At 70.8% G+C, this 19,169-nt stretch carries 15 protein-coding genes and 1 pseudogene; 7 read left to right on the top strand and 9 right to left on the bottom strand.

What is annotated here, in order from left to right:
- Positions 1-62 precede the first annotated feature (62 nt).
- The 3 genes and pseudogenes from ABZ707_RS09575 (at position 63) to ABZ707_RS09565 (ending at position 4,061) form a co-directional block, all read left to right on the top strand.
- Complete coding sequence (locus ABZ707_RS09575) at positions 63-839, top strand: DeoR/GlpR family DNA-binding transcription regulator (protein WP_360170492.1); 777 nt, start codon at positions 63-65, stop codon at positions 837-839.
- Positions 836-1,813: pseudogene (gene pfkB / locus ABZ707_RS09570) on the top strand (1-phosphofructokinase); the annotation flags it as partial. The gene ABZ707_RS09575 and the pseudogene pfkB, both read left to right, overlap by 4 nt.
- Before the next feature lie 184 nt (positions 1,814-1,997).
- Positions 1,998-4,061, top strand: coding sequence for a fructose-specific PTS transporter subunit EIIC (locus tag ABZ707_RS09565; RefSeq protein ID WP_360170489.1), 2,064 nt, complete (start codon positions 1,998-2,000; stop codon positions 4,059-4,061).
- A gap of 171 nt (positions 4,062-4,232) precedes the next feature.
- Here the strand turns inward: ABZ707_RS09565 and ABZ707_RS09560 are convergent, their stop codons facing one another.
- Both ABZ707_RS09560 and ABZ707_RS09555 read right to left on the bottom strand, forming a co-directional pair.
- On the bottom strand, positions 4,233-5,069 hold the full coding sequence (locus ABZ707_RS09560; protein WP_360170486.1) for a DUF6227 family protein: 837 nt from the start codon (positions 5,067-5,069) through the stop codon (positions 4,233-4,235).
- A gap of 125 nt (positions 5,070-5,194) precedes the next feature.
- On the bottom strand, positions 5,195-6,247 hold the full coding sequence (locus ABZ707_RS09555) for a P1 family peptidase (RefSeq protein WP_360170483.1): 1,053 nt from the start codon (positions 6,245-6,247) through the stop codon (positions 5,195-5,197).
- Between the two features lie 123 nt (positions 6,248-6,370).
- On the opposite strand from ABZ707_RS09555, the gene ABZ707_RS09550 reads away from it, so the two are divergent.
- On the top strand, positions 6,371-6,577 hold the full coding sequence (locus ABZ707_RS09550) for a hypothetical protein (RefSeq protein WP_360170480.1): 207 nt from the start codon (positions 6,371-6,373) through the stop codon (positions 6,575-6,577).
- 10 nt (positions 6,578-6,587) lie between these two features.
- On the opposite strand, the gene mscL is transcribed toward ABZ707_RS09550, so the two are convergent.
- From mscL to ABZ707_RS09520, 6 genes are all read right to left on the bottom strand, one after another.
- A complete protein-coding gene (gene mscL, locus ABZ707_RS09545) occupies positions 6,588-7,073 on the bottom strand; it encodes a large conductance mechanosensitive channel protein MscL (protein ID WP_360170477.1) in 486 nt (161 codons plus the stop codon).
- Between the two features lie 507 nt (positions 7,074-7,580).
- Positions 7,581-8,105 (bottom strand): hypothetical protein, encoded by a 525-nt coding sequence (locus ABZ707_RS09540; RefSeq protein WP_360170474.1) that lies wholly within the window; start codon positions 8,103-8,105, stop codon positions 7,581-7,583.
- Positions 8,106-8,477: 372 nt separating this feature from the next.
- The gene (locus tag ABZ707_RS09535) at positions 8,478-9,311 is read right to left on the bottom strand and encodes an S-methyl-5'-thioadenosine phosphorylase (RefSeq protein WP_360170472.1); all 834 of its coding nucleotides are present in this window, start codon (positions 9,309-9,311) and stop codon (positions 8,478-8,480) included.
- A gap of 80 nt (positions 9,312-9,391) precedes the next feature.
- Positions 9,392-9,760 carry an FmdB family zinc ribbon protein gene (locus tag ABZ707_RS09530; RefSeq protein ID WP_360170469.1) on the bottom strand — a complete coding sequence of 123 codons (369 nt, stop codon included), beginning with the start codon at positions 9,758-9,760 and terminating at the stop codon, positions 9,392-9,394.
- A gap of 66 nt (positions 9,761-9,826) precedes the next feature.
- Positions 9,827-11,155, bottom strand: a complete 1,329-nt coding sequence (locus ABZ707_RS09525; protein WP_360171309.1) for an MFS transporter — start codon at positions 11,153-11,155, stop codon at positions 9,827-9,829.
- Between the two features lie 291 nt (positions 11,156-11,446).
- Entirely contained in the window at positions 11,447-13,006 is a 1,560-nt protein-coding gene (locus ABZ707_RS09520) for a potassium/proton antiporter (RefSeq protein WP_360170466.1), read from the bottom strand.
- 247 nt (positions 13,007-13,253) lie between these two features.
- Between ABZ707_RS09520 and ABZ707_RS09515 the strand changes: the two genes are divergently transcribed.
- Positions 13,254-16,091, top strand: a complete 2,838-nt coding sequence (locus tag ABZ707_RS09515; protein WP_360170463.1) for a penicillin acylase family protein — start codon at positions 13,254-13,256, stop codon at positions 16,089-16,091.
- 103 nt (positions 16,092-16,194) lie between these two features.
- On the opposite strand, the gene ABZ707_RS09510 is transcribed toward ABZ707_RS09515, so the two are convergent.
- Positions 16,195-16,818 carry a 5-formyltetrahydrofolate cyclo-ligase gene (locus tag ABZ707_RS09510; protein ID WP_360170460.1) on the bottom strand — a complete coding sequence of 208 codons (624 nt, stop codon included), beginning with the start codon at positions 16,816-16,818 and terminating at the stop codon, positions 16,195-16,197.
- Between the two features lie 93 nt (positions 16,819-16,911).
- On the opposite strand from ABZ707_RS09510, the gene galU reads away from it, so the two are divergent.
- Together galU and glp are read left to right on the top strand one after the other, a co-directional pair.
- Positions 16,912-17,814, top strand: coding sequence for a UTP--glucose-1-phosphate uridylyltransferase GalU (gene galU, locus ABZ707_RS09505; RefSeq protein WP_360170457.1), 903 nt, complete (start codon positions 16,912-16,914; stop codon positions 17,812-17,814).
- A gap of 4 nt (positions 17,815-17,818) precedes the next feature.
- On the top strand, positions 17,819-19,153 hold the full coding sequence (glp, locus tag ABZ707_RS09500; protein WP_360170454.1) for a gephyrin-like molybdotransferase Glp: 1,335 nt from the start codon (positions 17,819-17,821) through the stop codon (positions 19,151-19,153).
- Positions 19,154-19,169: the final 16 nt, after the last annotated feature.

Here is a 19,169-nt window from a genome sequence, read left to right as displayed (position 1 = left end):
AAAATCGGGCGTAGCGTGGCGCCGAAACCACAGGTTCGGTCATGAGATGGACGTAAAACCACATGTACGCACCGGAGCGTCAGCAGGAGATCCTGCGTCTCGCCCGTGAAGGCGGCCGCGTCGATGTGCTGTCGCTCGCGGAGGAGTTCCAGGTCACGGCGGAGACCGTGCGGCGCGATCTCAAGGCCCTGGACCGCGCCGGCCTCGTACGGCGGGTGCACGGCGGCGCCATCCCGGCCGGGCGGCTCGACTTCGAGCCCGACCTCACGGAGCGCGAGGCCACCGCCGCCGCCGAGAAGGACCGCATCGCCCACGCGGCCCTCGCCGAGCTGCCGAGGGACGGCAGCGTCATCCTCGACGCCGGTTCGACCGTGGCGCGGCTCGCGGCGGCTCTTCCGCCGGACTGCGGGCTCACCGTCGTCACCCACGCGCTGCCCGTCGCGGCGCGCCTCGCCGACCACCCCGGCATCGACCTGCATCTGGTCGGCGGCCGGGTCCGCAACCGCACGCGCGCGGCCGTCGACGCCTGGGCGCTGCGCGCGTACGGCGAGATCCGGGCCGACGTCGTCTTCCTCGGCACCAATGGCTTCTCGCCCGGGGGCGGTCTCACCACCCCGGACCTCGCCGAGGCCGCGGTCAAACGCGCGATCATTGGTGCCGCCCGGCGGGTGGTGCTGCTCGCCGACTCGGCCAAGTACGGCCAGGAGCACTTCGCGCGCTTCGGCGGTCTTGGCGATGTCGATCTGCTCATCACGGACAGCGGCCTGAGCGCCCCGGACGCCTCGGCGGTCGAGGCCGCGGGCGCCGAGGTGCTGAGCGTGGGGGAGGGAGGCGCGTGATCCTCACCGTTACCCCGAACCCCAGCCTGGACCGTACGTACGAGGTGCCGGTCCTTGACCGCGGCGAGGTGCTGCGGGCCACGGCCGAGCGTATGGATCCCGGCGGCAAGGGCGTCAATGTCTCGCGGGCCCTGGCGGCGGCCGGACTGCGCACCGTCGCCGTGCTGCCACTGGGCGGCGCGCCGGGCGCGCTTGTCGCCGAACTCCTCGCCAGGCAGGGCATCGAGGTCGCCCCGGTGCCGGTGGCGGGCGCGACCCGCTCGAACATCGCACTCGCCGAACCCGATGGCACCCTGACCAAGATCAACGCGCCGGGGCCCGAGCTGACGGCGGCCGAGTCGGAGGCGCTGCTCTCGGCGATCCGGACAGAGGTCCGCGCGCAGGTCCAGGCCCTCGCGCACAACGGCGCCGCAGGATGGGTGGCCTGCTGCGGAAGCCTGCCGCGCGGGCTCGGTCCCGGGTGGTACGCCGAACTGGTCGCCCGCGCGCACCGGGCCGGGGCCAGAGTCGCGCTGGACACCTCGGGGCCCTCGCTGTCGGCCGCGCTCCGGGAGCGGCCGGATGTCGTGAAGCCGAACGCCGAGGAACTGTCCCAGGCCGTCGGCCGTCCGCTCACGACGGTGGGCGACGCGGTCAAGGCCGCGCGGGAACTCCGGACGTACGGCGCCGGGTCCGTCCTCGCCAGCCTCGGCGCCGACGGACAGCTACTGGTCTCGGACGCGGGGACGTACTTCGGTCACGCCGCGGTCGCCGCCGTCCGCAGCAACGTCGGCGCGGGCGACGCCTCGCTGGCGGGTTTCCTGGCGGCGGGCGGCGAGGGCCCGGACGCGCTGGCGTCCGCGGTGGCGTACGGCGCGGCGGCGGTACGGCTTCCCGGCAGCGTGATGCCGTCACCGGCGGACCTGGACCCGGCGGCGGTCACGGTGACCGCCGAGATCCCGCTGGACCGTCCCCTCACCGACCGTCCCGTTGCGAACCGTTCCGGGGCGGACCGTTCCGTTGCGGCCCGTTCCTCCGGGGAGCCCGCCGTATGAGCCCCGACGGCTTTCCGTCTTACTTCCTGCGCCGGTCGCCGTGTTCGACGGATAAGGCGTATTCGATGGATCCGATGGATTCGATGGATCAGACCCGCGAGACACCCCAGCGAAGGAGCCCGCGATGAGCGACATGATCACCGCGGACCTGGTCGACCTCGACCTGGCCGCCGAGAGCAAGGAAGCCGCGGCCCGTTCGCTGGCCGAACGCATGGTGGCCCTCGGCCGCGTCACCGATCTCGACGGCTTCCTGGCCGACGTGGCGGCGCGCGAGGCCCAGATGCCGACCGGGCTGGACGGCGGCATCGGCATACCGCACTGCCGCAGCGCCCATGTCACCGAGCCGACCCTGGCCTTCGGCCGCTCGGCACGGGGCATTGACTTCGGCGCCCCGGACGGTCCGGCAGACCTGATCTTCCTGATCGCGGCCCCGGCCGGCGCCGACGACGCCCATCTGACGATCCTCTCGGCCCTGGCCCGCCGCCTGATGGACGCGGACTTCACGGAGTCCCTCAGGACGGCTACGGACCGGGCGGCGACGGCGTCCCTGATACGTGGTGAGGAGCCATCGACGGCCACGGACGCACCAGCGGCTTCCGGCCCGGGCGCGGAGACTGATGTCGGCGCGGACACCGGCACGGGCGAGGCGGTGGACGGCACGGCAGTCACCGCGCCGGATGACTCCTCCAGCGGCGGTCATGTCTTTCGGATCGTCGCCGTCACCTCCTGCCCCACCGGGATCGCGCACACCTATATGGCCGCCGAAGCCCTGGAACAGGCCGGCCAACTGGCCGGTGTCGAGATGGTCGTGGAACCGCAGGGCTCCGCCGGATTCAGCCGGATCGACCCCGCGGTCATCGCCGCCGCCGACGGCGTGATCTTCGCGCACGATGTGCCCGTACGGGAGAAGGAACGCTTCGCCGGGAAGCCCACCGTCGACGTCGGTGTGAAGGCCGGCATCAACCGGCCCGGCGAGCTGATCAGCGAGGTGCGCGGCAAGGCCGAACGCGGCGAGACCACCGCCACCGCACACGCCACCCCGATGGACAAGACCGCGGAACCGGGCGAGGGCGCCGCTACCAAGCTGCGTAAATGGCTGATGTCGGGCGTGAGTTACATGGTCCCGTTCGTGGCCGCCGGAGGGCTTCTCATAGCGCTCGGCTTCGCCATGGGCGGATACACCATCAACAAGGCGCCCTCCGTCGCCGAACACTTCGTCTGGACGGACCACACGAGCTGGGCGGCGCTGCTGTTCCAGGTCGGCGGCCTCGCGTTCAGCTTCCTGGTGCCCGTCCTCGCGGGCTATATCGCGTACGGAATGGCCGACCGCCCCGGCCTTGTGCCGGGCTTTGTGGGCGGTTCCATAGCGCTCACCATCAACGCGGGCTTCCTCGGCGGTCTGGCCGCCGGCCTGATCGCGGGCGGCACCGTGATGGCGGTCCAGCGGATCAGGGTGCCCGCGTCGCTGCGCGGCATCATGCCCGTCGTCGTCATCCCGCTGCTCTCCTCCGCGGTTGTCGGCTTCCTGATGTTCCTGGTGGTCGGCAAACCCATTGCCTCGCTCCAGAACGCCCTGACCGACTGGCTGTCCGGCCTCTCCGGAACCAATGCGATCATCCTCGGCGTTGTCCTCGGCCTGATGATGTGCTTCGACCTGGGCGGCCCGCTGAACAAGGTCGCCTATGCCTTCGCCGTGGGTGGCCTCGCCAACCCCAACGAGGGCAGCCTCAAGGTCATGGCCGCCGTGATGGCCGCGGGCATGGTCCCGCCGCTCGCCATGGCTCTCGCCACGACCGTGCGAGGGAGACTGTTCACCCAAGCCGAGCGGGAGAACGGCAAGGCCGCCTGGGTGCTCGGAGCGTCCTTCATCACCGAGGGCGCGATCCCCTTCGCGGCAGGCGACCCGCTGCGGGTGATCCCCTCGGCGATGGCCGGCGGCGCGGTCACCGGCGCACTGTCAATGCTCTTCGAGTGCACGCTGCGGGCCCCGCACGGCGGCATCTTCGTCGTCCCGCTGATCGGCAATCCGTTCCTCTACCTGATCGCGGTCGCGGCGGGCACGGCCGTCAGCGCCGGGCTGGTCATCCTGCTGAAGGGAGCACGGAAGACCGGCCGTCCGGAGCAGAAGGCGGGAGCGGGGCGGGACGGAGGAGACGGTACGGAGGCGGAGGTGCTGGTCGCCGCCTGAGCCCGCCCCCGCCGCAGGAAAGGTCTTCTCCAACGGCCGGCCCGGCGGCCCCGCAGCGCCGAGCCTTCAGGACTGGGGGCCGGGGGCCGTACACCCGTGACTCGCGGCGTCCGGCCCCGGGCCCCTGCGGCGCCGGACGCCGCGAGGCGCCCGCCGCACCGCACTCCTGCCTCAGCGAACCCGCGCGCGGACCTCCATCGCTTCACGCGCTGTGCGCTCCGTCTCGTACACCTCGCACATGTGACGTCCGTCCGGCGTCGCGGTGTGCTCCACTTCCCAGATGCTCGTCTCGCTGCCGTCTATCAGCAGGAAGGCGTGCTCGTAGAGCATGAAGCCGGCATCCTTGCCCTCGACCTGGCACTGCCGGCCGAAGACCTGCGTGATGTGGTGCGCGAACGCCGTCCGCAGCAGCCGGGCGGTGTCCTCGCCCGGCCGGTCGTCGTTCTCCGCGCGGCGCAGCACACGGCGGGCGTGGTCCGGCGAGTTGTCCGGGACGTATCTCCGCGGCCGGGGCTTCGCCGGTTCGGACAGGAGGCTGCTGAGCAGGGCGATGTCGGCGTCGATATCCGCCTTCCGGCCGGCCTCCAGCTCCGACAGCAGACCGGCCGCGAGATCGTCCAGGGACGGTCCGGCGGAATGAGTGAGCCCCCTGGGGTCCTCCGGCCTTTCCCGCGCCCGGTGTCCCGCACCGCCGGGGCTGCCGAGCCGGGCAGCGGCGAGCTGGACCTCGGACTCCTCCACGTACAGCTCGTGCAGCGGCGTGCCGTCCCGGCCGGTGTTGTGCACCAGTTCCCAGAGGGTGAGCGTGCTGCCGTCCGTGAGGAGATAGGAGTGCCGGAAAGTCTCGCGGTGCAGCCCCGCACTGTGGTGCGCGGAACACAGCGAGCTGGCGTGCGCCAGCGCATTGTCGAGCCGCTCGACCAACGCATCAGGGAGGTCGAAGGAGTTGAGTGCCCGACCCAGGAGTCGCTCGAGGTGCGTCTCGGTTGTCTCGTAGGGATCGTTCAAGGTGGGTCTCCAGGCCGTCGCCGCATGTCACTTGGTGATTGCATAACGTAGCCCCTATGGGTGACGTCGCGTCCTAGGTTTGAGAAAACGATAGGGGCGTACATGAAGTTCCCGCGCGCCCCCCTTCAACTCGTTTGGTGCGCCTGTCCGTCCAGTCCGTACAGCTCGCGGTACGACGGATAGGTGCCGCCGGGTCCGTCGACACTCTCCGCCAGCAGCGCCGCTCGCACGATCGCCCTGGTCACGACGTCCGCGCCCGCCGCGAGCAGATCGTTGAGCGCCAGTGGATCCCCGTCGGCGAGGGCGCGCGCACCCGTCGACAGAGCAAAGACGGTATCCCCGTCATTGAGCAGATGTACAGGACGCACGGCGCGCGCGATACCGTCGTGCGCCGTCCCCGCGAGCTTATGCGCCTGGGCGCGGGTGAGCTGCGCGTCGGTGGCGACGACCGCGAGCGTGGTGTTGAGCGGCGGAGGGCCGTTCCGCTCGCCCAGCTCGGCCAGCCGCAGCAGCGCCGCCTCGTGGATCTCCGGTGCCGGATACTCCACCCGCCCGGTGAGATACCGCCCGTAGAGCACGCCCGTCAGCGGATCGACCGCGGAGCCGGCCGCGTTGGCCACGACCAGGGCGGCAACGGTCGTCCCGGAGTCCAGGAGCATGCTCGCCGTACCGACCCCGCCCTTGAGCCGGCCGATGAGGGCACCCGTCCCGGCGCCCACACCGCCCTCGGCCACCGGTGTCCCGCTCCCGGCGGCGGCCGCTGCCTCCACGGCCGCACGGCCCGTCGCCGCGACCGGACGGGCCCGCCAGTCGCCGCCCCGCCCCAGATCGAAGATGCCCGCGGCCGGGACGACCGGCACCACCCGGTCGGGGCCGGGGCCGACCCGGACACCGCGTCCCCGCTCCTCCAGCCACGCCATGACACCGGACGCGGAGTCGAGCCCGTACGCGCTGCCGCCCGTCAAGACGACGGCGTCGATGCGCTGGACGATATTGCGCGGATCGAGGGCGTCGGTCTCCCGCGTGGCCGGGCCTCCGCCCCGGACGTCCACGGCGGCGACCATCCCGCCCTCCGGGGCGAGAACGACGGTGGTGCCGGTGAGCGCGCGGTCCCCGGGCAGGCGCGCGTGCCCGACCCGCAGACCGGCCACATCGGTGAGTGCGTCATTGGTTGCCATGGGCCCCATCCGTACCACGGTGCCCGCCGGGCAGCAGCACTGTGAGCGCACGGTCCAGGCCCCGGCGGCGCCGTCCGTCCGTGGCGCCGCGATGCCCCGCTCCCGCCCCCGTACCCTGGAGGCATGAGCCCCGCCGCCACCCCCGATCCGCGCGCCACGGAGCAGTCCCGGCCGCCCCGTCCGAACCCGGCGTTGATCTTCGATGATCCGCTGGACCAGCAGTCCTCGGACGACACGGACCGCGGCTGGGGAGACCGGCCCGCGGCGAGCGGTGACAGCGCGGCCGACCTCGCGCGCTTCCTCGACGAGAAGCCGCCGCACCACATCTGACCCAGGACGTCTAAATCCTGTCCTGGCCCTTGCCGGGCACCGGCCCGCGCTGCGCCACCAGGAGGTCTCGGATCTCCTTGAGCACCTCCAGCTCGCTGACGTCCATGACCTCCTTGACGTCTTCCTTGGCGGCCTGCTGCCGTGCCCGCCTGGCGAGGAAGCGGGACATCGGCAGCACCATCAGGAAGTACACGACAGCCGCCGTGATCACAAAGGTGAGGACCGCGCTCAGCACCGTCCCCCACATGATCGGGATGCCGTCGATTGCGTCGCCCGCCGGGTTGGTCCTGCACGGGGACTCGAGACACGAGCTGTACTTGTTCAGGTCCTGGGTGCCGAACGCACCGACGACCGGGTTGATTATGCCTTTGACGACCGAGGTCACGACGTTGGTGAATGCCGCGCCAATGACCACCGCGACCGCGAGGTCGATCACGTTGCCGCGCATCAGGAAGGCTTTGAAGCCCGCCAGCACGCTCTCTTTCTCCTTGCTCACGAGTGAGCCTTTCTTCACATGTGCGGTAGGGACGGCTGGGGTCTGTCGTCCGGCTCGTGCTGGGCTCGCGTGTCCCGGCACGGTGTTTCGCGGTGTTGTCGTTGGTCACCAGGGCTCCGCCCTGGCTCCCTCCTCCGCCTTGCGAACCACGGCACCGGCCCCCGCTCCCCGATCCAGCCCCATCCAAACGAAAGACCTTGGGGTCTGTCGTCCGGATTGTGCTGGGCTCGCGTGTCCCGGTGCGGTGTTTCGCGGTGTTGTCGTTGGTCACCAGGGCTCCGCCCTGGCTCCCTCCTCCGCCTTGCGAACCACCGCACCGGCCCCCGCTCCCCGATCCAGCCCCATCCAAACGAAAGACCCCTACTGCCCCGCAACCTAAGGCAGCACGTGCCCACGCTGTCCAATCCGCACACGCGATACCCGCGCCCGCCGTGCCCGCGCCCGTCGTGCCCGCACCCGCCGTATGCCGTCGCGGCGGTTCGTCGGTCGGGCCGGGCATGAGAAGGCTCAGCACAGCGTCACCGCCAGGCGGGAGGTGGCGCTCGCGCCGGCCAGGGCCGTGGCGGTGGCCCGTGGGACGGCGAGAACGACCAGTGCCCCGCCGTCCGATGTGGCCTCCCGCTCCTGCGGGATCTCGGCGACCTGGGCACCCGCTGCCACCACCCGCGCCTCGGCCGGTCCTTCGGCCACTCCCGGGGAACCCAGCGGAGCGGCCGGTGCCGCGATCACATCGACCCTGTCTCCCACACGCAGCAGCCGCACCGTGGCCGCGTCGGCGATCCGGACGGGCGCGGACACCATCTCCACCGGTGCCGCGGGGAGTCGCCGCGTGGGCGCCCCCGAGGCCACGGCCCCGGCGGCGGCCTCCGCGCGGGCGTCCGGCGCCGCGCCCTCCGCACCACCCGCACCCGTCGCGGCCAGCGCGGCAGCCGTCATGGCCAGCCCGGCCGCCATCGCACGCCGCCGTCTGAGCACCGCCCGCCGCAGCCGCTGTCCGGAGCCCCGCACCCGCAGCGGATCGAACGGCGGCACACCGCGCGGCTCCGGGGCCGGTGTGCAGGCCGGAGGCGTACAGGAAGCCGCGCGAGTACGCGGTGAGGGAGAAGGAAGAGACGCGTCATGCGTGAAGGAACGGGACATGGCAACCACCGCCTGCCGTGAGGAGTTTCTGTGACCGCTCCTCACGATCCACGGTCCGCGACGATCCCGCCGAAGCCTGTGGATCAGCAGCCGACTGTGGATAAGTCCCTCACCCGCGTGAGTGGTTCCAGCGCGGACCCGGGTAACGCCCGCGCCCTCGGGCAGGGTTCAGCCGAGCAGTCGTCCGGGCGGGGTTCACCCCCCTCCGGTTCCCGTTGATCGGGGCGCGCCCGAGGGTGCCGGTGTCAGGGTCCGGCCCGGGGCTCAGGGCAGTTCGAGCCCGGTGTCGACCCCGTCGAGCGCGTGGGAGCACAGACAGTCCCGCGTCTCGCTCGCCTGCAGCCCGCCCACCGCATCGAACAGCACCGTACGCAACCGGTCGACATTGGAGGCGAACACCTTGAGGACCTCCTCATGAGAGACCCCCTCGCCCGTCTCGGCGCCGGCGTCCAGGTCCGTCACAAGCGTCATCGACGTGTAGCAGAGACCCAGCTCACGGGCGAGCACGGCCTCCGGATGCCCGGTCATCCCGACCACCGACCAGCCCATCGCCGCATGCCATCGCGATTCCGCCCGCGTCGAGAAGCGCGGCCCCTCGATGACCACCAGCGTCCCGCCGTCCACCGGCTCCCAGCCGCGCCCGCGCGCCGCCGCGAGCGTCGCCTCGCGCCCCTCGGGGCAGTACGGATCGGCCAGCGAGATGTGCACGACCTTGGAGGCGCTTCCGTCCGGCAGCGGCACCCCGTCGTAGAAGGTCTGGGTGCGCGCCTTCGTACGGTCCACGAGCTGGTCCGGTACAAGCAGCGTGCCCGGCCCGTACTCCGGCCGCAGCCCGCCCACCGCGCACGGCCCGAGGACCTGCTTCACACCGACCGACCGCAGCGCCCACAGATTGGCGCGGTAGTTGATGCGGTGCGGGGCGAGGTCGTGGGAGCGTCCGTGCCGGGGCAGGAAAGCGACCCGCCGGCCGGCGATCTCGCCGAGGAAGAGCGAGTCGCTGGGCGGTCCGTACGGGGTCTCGACCTGGAGCTCGGTCACATCCTCCAGGAAGGAGTAGAAGCCCGAGCCACCGATCACGCCGATTTCTGCGTTCACCATGCCGGTCACAGTAGTCGTACCGGTGTACGCCAAGGACCCCGGCCGTACGAAACGGCGGGGTCCCCGGGACGTGACAGGAATCAGGCGGCAGACGAGCCGCTGGAGCCGCTCGACGAGCCCGAGCCGGACGTGGAGCCCGACCCGCCCGAGGAGGACCCGGAGGCCGCCGACGACGACGTGGACGCCGCGGTCTTGGACTCCGACGACGACTTCGTGCCCGCGGAGGCCGAGCTCGAAGAGCTCGCCGAGGCCGGCGCGCTGCTGGACGACGAGCCACGGCTGTCGTTGCGGTAGAAGCCGGAGCCCTTGAAGACGATGCCGACCGCGGAGAACACCTTTTTCAGGCGTCCCTGGCAATTGGGGCACACGGTAAGGGCATCGTCGGTGAACTTCTGCACCGCCTCAAGGCCCTCGCCACATTGGGTGCACTGGTACTGATAGGTCGGCACTTGCTCCTCCTGGCACTCTCACTCAATGAGTGCTAACGACGATCCATAGTGACGTATTCCGCGCGATCAGTCCACTGTCACCGGCGCGCGGTGACTCATCCCACGCGCGGCGACGCGTCCCGGGGCCCTCGGTGTGAGCCGTGAACGCAGCGCCACCAGGGTGGCCAGTGCCAGCGCCGTGCCGGCCAGCGGCACCACGAACCCGGCGCCGGCGCCGTACGCGTCCGCCAGCCGTCCGGCGGTCGTGACGGCCGCCGCCTGACCCAGCGCGACCGCGCCGGTGAGCCAGGTGAACGCCTCGGTGCGGGCCGAAGCGGGCACCAGCGACTCGACCAGCGTGTAGCCCGTGATCAGCGTCGGCGCGACGCAGAGGCCCACCAGCAGGCCCAGCCCGGCGAGCAGTGCCACCGAGTGCACCGCCCACAGCGCGGAGGACGCCAGGGTCAGCCCCGCGTATCCGAGCACCAGTCGGCGCCGGGGCCCGGTCCGCCATGCCACGGCGCCGCACACGATCCCGGCGAGCATGTTGCCCGCGGCGAAGATCCCGTACAGCAGGCCGTTCAGGCCGGGAGCGCCGATCTCGTCCGTGAACGCCGTCAGCGAGACCTGCATCCCGCCGAAGACCGAGCCGATGCCCAGAAACGCCACGGCCAGCACCCGTACCCCGGGCACGGCCAGCGCGGAGGCGCGCGGCTCGGCCGAAGCTCCCGAGCCCCGCGCGCCCGGCCTCGGCTGGGTGCGCCGCTGAGCGGCGAAGAGCAGTCCGCCGGCCAGTGTGAGCGCCGCCTCCGCGATCAGCCCGGCCGCCGGATGGACGCCCGTGCAGAGCGCGGTCGCCAGCACCGGTCCTATGACAAAGGTGAACTCGTCCGTCACCGATTCGAAGGCGGCAGCGGTCGGCAGCAGCGGCGAAACCCCTCCGGAACCGCCGGTCCCCTTGCCGCCGCCCAGGACGGCGGCCCAGCGGGACCGGACCATCGGCCCGATCTGCGGGACGGAGGCACCCGTCGAGACGGCCGCGGCGAACAGCGCCCAGAGCGGCGCCCCCGCCAGCGCCAGCGTGATCAGCGCGGTCACGGAGCCGGTGTGCACCAGGACTCCGGGTACCAGGACCGCGCGCTGGCCGAACCGGTCCGCGAGCCTGCCGCCCTGCGGTGCGAAGAAGGCCATGGATACGCCGGTGACGGCGGCGACGGCTCCCGCGCTGCCGAACGAACCGGTGGTGTGCTGCACCAGCAGGACGATCCCGATGGTCAGCATCGCGAAGGGCTGCCGCGCGGCGAAGCCGGGCAGCAGAAACGTCCAGGCACCGGGTGTGCGGAGCAGCCGCCCGTATCCGGGCCGGACCGCCGCGGCTCTGTCACCGTCGGAACCGCTCGTGGCGGGCCCGACGATGTCGACCGTGTTGTCGGACACGGTCCTTGCCTTTCTGCCGCCTGGTAGCGCCCCGGGATCCACGGGCGCGCCGAGAGCTGTCCTCTTGCGCGGAACTGCGGTAGATACCAGGGCCCATCACGGGGACGCCACGGCCGCCATACGGTCGCGCCAGCACTGCGTCAGGCAGAGTTGGTCGATCAAATGTGCTTTCATCGTACAGGCAGATATCTGACGCTGCCTGAGAAAGGTCCGGTGGCCGCCGCGTAAGCCTGCGAATGCGAGCCGCGCCCGGATGCCCGGATCAGCCGGTCACCCGGACCTGCCGCCGAGGCCCGCGCCCGTACCGGCGCTCGCCTCGGTGTCCGTGCCCAGCCAGCCCGCCAGCTTTCCGCCCTGTCCGACGGCCCTCAGCCGACGTTCCGCCGCGTCCCGTACCGGATCCGTCGCCACCACCAGCAGTTCGTCACCGCGGCGCAGCACGGTGGACGGCAGCGGCACGAAGCTCTTTCCGTCCCGGACGACCAGGGTCACCGCGGAGCCCGGAGGCAGCCGCAGCTCCGCCACCTCCACGCCGTGCATCTTCGACCGCTTGGGGATCGCGACGGAGAGCAGGTGCCCGCGCAGCCGCTCCAGCGGCGCCGACTCGATGCCCAGGTCGGCGGCGCCGGAGGAGTTGCCGAGCCGCAGCGCCCTCGCCAGCCAGGGCAGCGTCGGCCCCTGTACCAGCGTGTACACGACGACTAGGACGAAGACGACATTGAAGATCCGGCGGCTGCCCTCGATGTAGGACACCATCGGGATGGTCGCCAGGATGATGGGCACCGCGCCGCGCAGCCCGGCCCAGGACATCAGCGCCTGCTCCTGCCAGGGGATACGGAACGGCAGCAGGCTGATCAGGACCGAGAGCGGCCGCGCCACCATGGTCAGTACCAGCCCGACGATCACGGCGGGCCAGAAGTCGTCACCCAGCTCATGGGGTGTGACCAGCAGCCCGAGCAGCACGAACATGCCGATCTGCGCGATCCAGCCGAGGCCCTCCGCGAAGCCGCGGTTGGCCGGGGCGTGCGGGAGTCTGGAGTTGCCGAGGATCACCGACGCGATGTAGACGGCGAGGAAGCCGCTGCCGTGCGCCGTGGCGCCGAGCGCGTATGCCGAGACCGCGATGGCCATGACGGCGATCGGATACAGGCCGGAGGCCGGCAGCGCCACATGCCGCAGCGCGAAGGCGCCCACCCAGCCCACCGCGACCCCGATGCAGGCGCCGATGGCCAGCTCCAGGAAGATCTCGCCGATCAGTACGTACCAGTGCTCCACCGGGCCGTACACGGAGAGCGCGACCACGATGATCACCACGGGGGCGTCGTTGAAGCCGGACTCGGCCTCCAGCGCGCCCGTCACCCGGCTCGGCAGCGGCACCTTGCGCAGCACGGAGAAGACCGCGGCGGCGTCCGTCGAGGAGACGACCGCGCCCAGGATCAGCGCCTGCCGCCACTCCAGGCCGATCAGGAAGTGCGCGGCGGTGGCCGTCACCCCCACGCTCACGCCGACACCGACGGTCGAGAGCGCGGCCGCGGCGGTGAGCGCCGGTTTGACCTCTTTCCACTTGGTGCCCAGGCCGCCCTCGGCGAGGATCACCACAAGCGCGGCATAGCCGATGACCTGCGTCAGCTCGGCGTTGTCGAACTTGACGTTGAAGAAGCCGTCCTGCCCTATGGCGACCCCGATCCCGAGATACAGCAGCAGGCTGGGCAGCCCGCTCCGGGACGAGATCCGTACCGCGGCGACAGCGATCAGCAGCACGAGCGAGCTGATGAGCAGGAGTTGGTTGAGCTGGTGGACAGTCAGCGGCCGATCCTTCCCCTCGCGCATGCCGGATCGTTCCTCCGGCAGCCGGTACTTCATTACCTTACCTAATCTTTAACGCTTTCTTGACGCTCTCGATCGCTTGTGCGAGCAGCCCTGTGATCTGCGTCGCGTTCCGATGTGATTTGCTGCGTGATTCCTCATGTGATCGCCCGACGAGTCGCACAACATGACACCGCGTCGGGGGCGCGCGACGGCTGCGCCTATGGTTGCTCCAGCATTCCAGGACCACCCTGCCCCTCGAAGGACAGCGATGCCCGCCAACACAGCCCCCCCTTCCGTCAAAAAGAAGGGACGACGCGCCCGTCTGATCTTGATCGTCCTGGTGCTGGCGCTTGTCGCGGGTGTCGGCTACGGCACGTACTGGGGCGTCAGCACGGTCCGTGCCTCCCTGCCCCAGACCACGGGGAAGATCCAGCTCAAGGGGCTCTCGGGCCCGGTCGAGGTCAGAAGGGACGACTACGGCGTCCCGCAGATCTACGCGAACAGCAACCAGGACCTGTTCCGCGCCCAGGGCTTTGTCCAGGCGCAGGACCGCTTCTGGGAGATGGACGTGCGGCGTCATATGACCGCGGGCCGGCTCTCCGAGATGTTCGGACGGAGCCAGGTCAAGACCGACGCCTTCCTGCGCACCCTCGGCTGGCGCCGGGTGGCGCAGGAGGAGTACGACTCCAAGCTCTCGCCGGACACCAAGAAGAACCTCCAGGCGTACGCGGACGGCGTCAACGCCTATCTCGAAGGCCGCGACGGCAAGGACATCTCCGTCGAGTACGCCGCGCTGAACTTCACGAACGACTACAAGCCCGCGAAGTGGACCCCCGTCGACTCGGTGGCCTGGCTCAAGGCGATGGCCTGGGACCTGCGCGGCAATATGCAGGACGAGATCGACCGCTCGCTGCTCACGAGCCGGCTGAGCGAGAAGCAGATAGACGACCTGTATCCGGCGTATCCGTTCGACCGGAACAAGCCCATCGTCGACGCGGGCGGGATCGATCCGCTCACCGGGAAGTACGACCCGGACGCCGAGCCCACCAGCGGTGACACGGGCACCGGCACGGGCATAGGGACCGGAGACGGCACAGGCGCAGGTACAGGGACGGGCACCGGGATCGGTACAGGGACCGGCACCGGGGTCGGTACGGCGGGTAGTACAGGCACCGGGACCGGGAGCGTGGTCGACGCCGCCGAGGGACTGAACTCCCAGCTCGACGCGCTCTCCGACACCCTCGACGACATTCCCGCGCTGCTCGGTCCGAGCGGCAACGGCATCGGTTCCAACTCCTGGGTCGTCTCCGGCGACAAAACGACTACCGGCAAGCCGCTGCTCGCCAATGACCCGCACCTGGCGCCCCAGCTCCCCTCGCTCTGGTATCAGATGGGCCTGCACTGCCGCAGCGTCTCGAAGACCTGTGAGTACGACACCGCCGGCTACACCTTCGCCGGTATGCCCGGCGTGATCATCGGCCACAACCAGGACATCGCCTGGGGCTTCACCAACCTCGGCGCCGATGTGACCGATCTCTATCTGGAGAAGGTCGACGGCGACTCGTACCAGTACGGCGACGACGAGGTGCGCTTCAAGACCCGCGAGGAGACCATCAAGGTCGCGGGCGGCAAGAGCAAGAAGATCACGATCCGCTCCACCGGCCACGGGCCCGTCGTCTCCGACCGCGACACGGAGCTGGAGAAGGTCGGCGACAAGGCGCCCGTCGGCGATGTCGCCCCGGACCGCGGCGAGGGCTACGCGGTCTCGCTGCAGTGGACCGCGCTGGAGCCGGGCAGGTCCATGGACGCGGTCTTCGAGCTGAACAGGGCCAAGGACTTCGCCGGTTTCCGCAAGGCCGCCGAGCACTTCGAGGTCCCGTCGCAGAACCTCATCTACGCCGACACCAAGGGCCACATCGGCTATCAGGCCCCGGGCAGGATCCCGATCCGCTCCGAGGGCTTCGACGGCCGGATGCCGGCCCCCGGCTGGGACAAGAAGTACTCCTGGAAGGGGTACATCCCGTCCGACGAGCTGCCGTACGAGTACGACCCGAAGCGCGGCTACATCGTCACCGCCAACCAGGCCGTCATCGACTCGGACAAGTATCCGTACACGTTGACCGAGGACTGGGGCTACGGCGCCCGCAGCCAGCGGATCAACGATCTGATCGAGTCGAAGACCAAGGACGGCGGCCTGATCTCGACCGACGACATGCAGACCATGCAGATGGACAACAGCAGTCAGATCGCCAAGGTGCTGATGCCCTATCTGCTCAAGATCGATGTCTCGGACCCGTCCGTCCGCGAGGCGCAGAAGCTGCTCGAAGGCTGGGACGGCACGCAGGAACCGGACTCGGCGGCGGCCGCCTACTTCAACGCGGTCTGGCGCAATGTCCTCAAGCTCGCCTTCGGCAACAAGCTGCCCAAGGAGGTGCGGGTCAAGGGCGAGTGCCTCAATGTCCGTCCCGCCGACAGCACCGGGCCGCTCGACGATCTCGACCAGCTCGTCCGGGAATGCGGCCAGCGCGACCCGGACGCGGCCCAGCCGGACGGCGGGGACCGCTGGTACGAGGTGGTGCGGAAGATCATCAAGGATGAGGACAACGCCTGGTGGAGCGCCCCGGCCAGCCGTAAGGACGCCGCCACCAAGACGCGTGACGAGCTGCTGGAGCGGGCCATGCAGGACGCCCGCTGGGAGCTGACCGCCGAGCTCGGCAAGGACGTCAACAGCTGGAACTGGGGCCGGCTGCACCAGCTCACCCTGAAGAACCAGACGCTCGGCACCGACGGTCCCGGTGTCCTGCGGTTCATGCTCAACCGTGGCCCGTGGGATCTCGGCGGTGGCGAGGCCGCTGTCGACGCGACGGGCTGGAACGCGGCGGGCGGCTACGACGTGGTCTGGGTGCCGTCAATGCGGATGGTCGTCAACGTCGGTGACTGGGACAAATCCCGCTGGATCAATCTGACGGGCGCCTCGGGACACGCGTACAGCGCGCACTACACGGACCAGACGGACAAGTGGGCCAAGGGCGAACTGCTCGACTGGCCCTACACCGTGAACGCCGTGCAACGCGCCACCGCCGACACACTGACCCTGACGCCGTAGGTCCCCGGGTGAACGCTGTCAGCCCGAGGGCGAGGGCCGAGGACCGCGAGGCGGCCCCCGCCGGCCGGACAGCGGGCGCCGTGCGCCACCGCGCCGAGCGGCGTCAGCCCCCGTGCTGACGCCGCTCGCCGGCGCCGCCGTCGAAGCGCCTGACGCCCTCCGGTGTCACCACCGCCCGTACGGGACGGTCGTGCGGCTCCGCCGGGACCCGCGCGACCAGCTCGTCGCCGTACAGCAGAACGGCCAGCGTCGGTTCGGCGCCCGCCCGCGCCAGCCGGCCGAGGACCCGGTCGTACGATCCGCCGCCCCGGCCCAGCCGCATGCCGCGGCCGTCCACCGCGAGACCGGGCAGGAGCACGACATCCGCCTCCAGCACGGCGTCCGCGCCGAGCCGCGTGCCGTCCGGCTCCAGCAGTCCCCGTCCCGCGCGGACCAGCCGCTCCGCGCCCTCGTAGACCGCCCAGTCGAGATCGTTGTCCGGAAGCAGCACCGGCAGCAGCACGCGTACGCCCCGCGCGCGCATCGCCTCAAGCAGCTCGCGCGTGCCCGGCTCGCGCCCCACCGAGACATAGGCGGCGACGGTACGGGCCCCGGCCAGCTCGGTCAGATCCAGTGCGTGGTGCGCGAGAACCACTGCCGCTTTTCGCGCGTCTTCACTGGTCAGCAGGGTTCTCGCGGCGAGCAGTTCACCTCGCAGGCGGCGCTTTCCGGTCATCTCATCACTCACCGGACATCACAAACCTCTCGTATGTGCTTGTAAGAGACGAAAGTTAACCGGATCATCATCTTCCGCCCATACTCACCGGATAAGGTGCTCCGCATGACTCAGTCGCCCTCCAGGATCACCAAGGCTGTCATCCCCGCCGCAGGCCTCGGCACCCGGTTCCTGCCCGCCACCAAGGCCACTCCGAAGGAGATGCTGCCGGTCGTGGACAAGCCGGCGATCCAGTACGTGGTCGAGGAGGCGGTGGCCGCCGGGCTCTCCGACGTCCTTATGGTCACGGGCCGGAACAAGCGCCCTCTTGAGGACCATTTCGACCGGAACTACGAGCTGGAGGAGGCGCTCACCCGCAAGGGAGACACCGAGCGCCTCGCGAAGGTCCAGGAGTCCAGCGACCTCGCCACCATGCACTATGTGCGCCAGGGCGACCCCAGGGGGCTCGGTCACGCCGTGCTCTGCGCCGCGCCGCACGTGGGCGACCAGCCGTTCGCCGTCCTGCTCGGTGACGACCTGATCGACCCCAGGGACCGGCTGCTGTCCCGCATGGTCGAGGTCCAGGAGCGTGAGGGCGGCAGCGTTGTCGCGCTGATGGAGGTCGACCCCGCGCAGATCCATCTCTACGGCTGCGCCGCTGTCGAGCCGACGGCCGACGCCGATGTGGTCAAGGTGCACGATCTGGTCGAGAAGCCCGACGCCGCCGACGCCCCGAGCAACTACGCGATCATCGGCCGCTATGTCCTGGACCCCGCCGTCTTCGGGATACTGCGCCAGACCGAGCCGGGCCGCGGCGGTGAGATCCAGCTCACGGACGCCCTTCAGCAGCTCTCCGCGGACGAGAAGGTCGGCGGACCGGTGCACGGTGTCGTTTTCAAGGGCCGCCGCTATGACACGGGCGACCGGGGCGACTATCTCCGTGCCATTGTCAGACTCGCATGCGAACGTGAAGACCTGGGACCGGAGTTCCGGACCTGGCTCCGCAGTTACGTCAGCGAGGAGATGTAGCGCCTTGAGCAGTACGGCAGAACCGGCACCGGCCTTCCGTCACGAGCCGCTCTGGTCGGTGGACGAGCACCTGGCGGACATCCTCGCCGCCGTCCACCCGCTCGACCCGATCGAGCTGCAGCTGCCCGACGCGCAGGGCTGCGTCCTCGTCGAGGACGTCACGGTGCCGGTGGCTCTGCCGCCGTTCGACAACAGCTCCATGGACGGGTACGCGGTGCGCACGGCGGATCTCGCGGGCGCCACCGAGGAGTTCCCCGCCGTGCTCGCCGTCGTCGGCGATGTCGCGGCGGGCAGCGGTTCGCTGCCCGAGGTCGGCCCCGGACAGGCCGCCCGGATCATGACGGGCGCCCCGCTGCCGCCCGGTGCCGAGGCCGTCGTCCCCGTCGAGTGGACCGACGGCGGGACGGGCGGCGGCGCGGTCACCACCATGAGCCCGGCCGGCAAGGGCTTCGGCGGCGCGCGGGGCGAGGTCCGGGTGTACCGCCCGGTCGAGGCCCGCGGCCATGTCCGCTCGCGCGGCAGCGACGTACAGGCCGGTGACCTCGCGCTGCCGGCCGGTACGGTCCTCGGCCCGCCGCAGATCGGTCTGCTGGCCGCCATCGGCCGGGGCACGGTGCGGGTGCGGCCCCGCCCGCGTGTGGTGGTCCTCTCCACCGGCAGCGAGCTGGTCCAGCCGGGAGAGCGGCTCGGCGAGGGCCAGATCTACGACTCCAACAGCTTCGCGCTCACGGCGGCGGCCCGGGACGCGGGCGCCATCGCCTACCGGGTCGGCGCCGTCACCGACGACGCGGACACGCTGCGCGCCACCATCGAGGACCAGCTCATCCGCGCGGACATGGTCGTCACCACGGGCGGGGTGAGCGTCGGGGCGTACGACGTCGTCAAGGAGGCGCTCTCCTCCGTGGGCGACGAGGACGAGGCGGGCAGCGGTATCGACTTCCGCAAGCTCGCGATGCAGCCCGGAAAGCCCCAGGGCTTCGGCTCGATCGGCCCGGAGCACACCCCGCTGCTGGCGCTGCCCGGCAATCCGGTCTCGTCCTATGTCTCGTTCGAGCTGTTCGTCCGCCCCGCGATCCGTGCGCTGATGGGTCTCAAGGACGTCCACCGGCCGACCGTCCGCGCCACCCTGGCGGCCGACAAACCGCTGTCGTCCCCGGCCGGCCGCCGCCAGTACCTGCGCGGCGTCTATGACGCCGAGACCGGCACCGTCACCCCCGTCGGCGGCTCGGGATCCCATCTCGTCGCCGCCCTCGCCCAGGCCGACGCGCTGATCGTCATCCCCGAGGAGTCGACGTCGGCAGAGCCGGGCGCGGAACTCGACGTGGTCCTGATCGGCTGAGCACCCGGCGGTGGCG

Source organism: Streptomyces sp. NPDC006923, from assembly GCF_040635655.1.
GTDB lineage: Bacteria > Actinomycetota > Actinomycetes > Streptomycetales > Streptomycetaceae > Streptomyces.
This window is presented reverse-complemented; position numbering and strand designations above follow the sequence as displayed.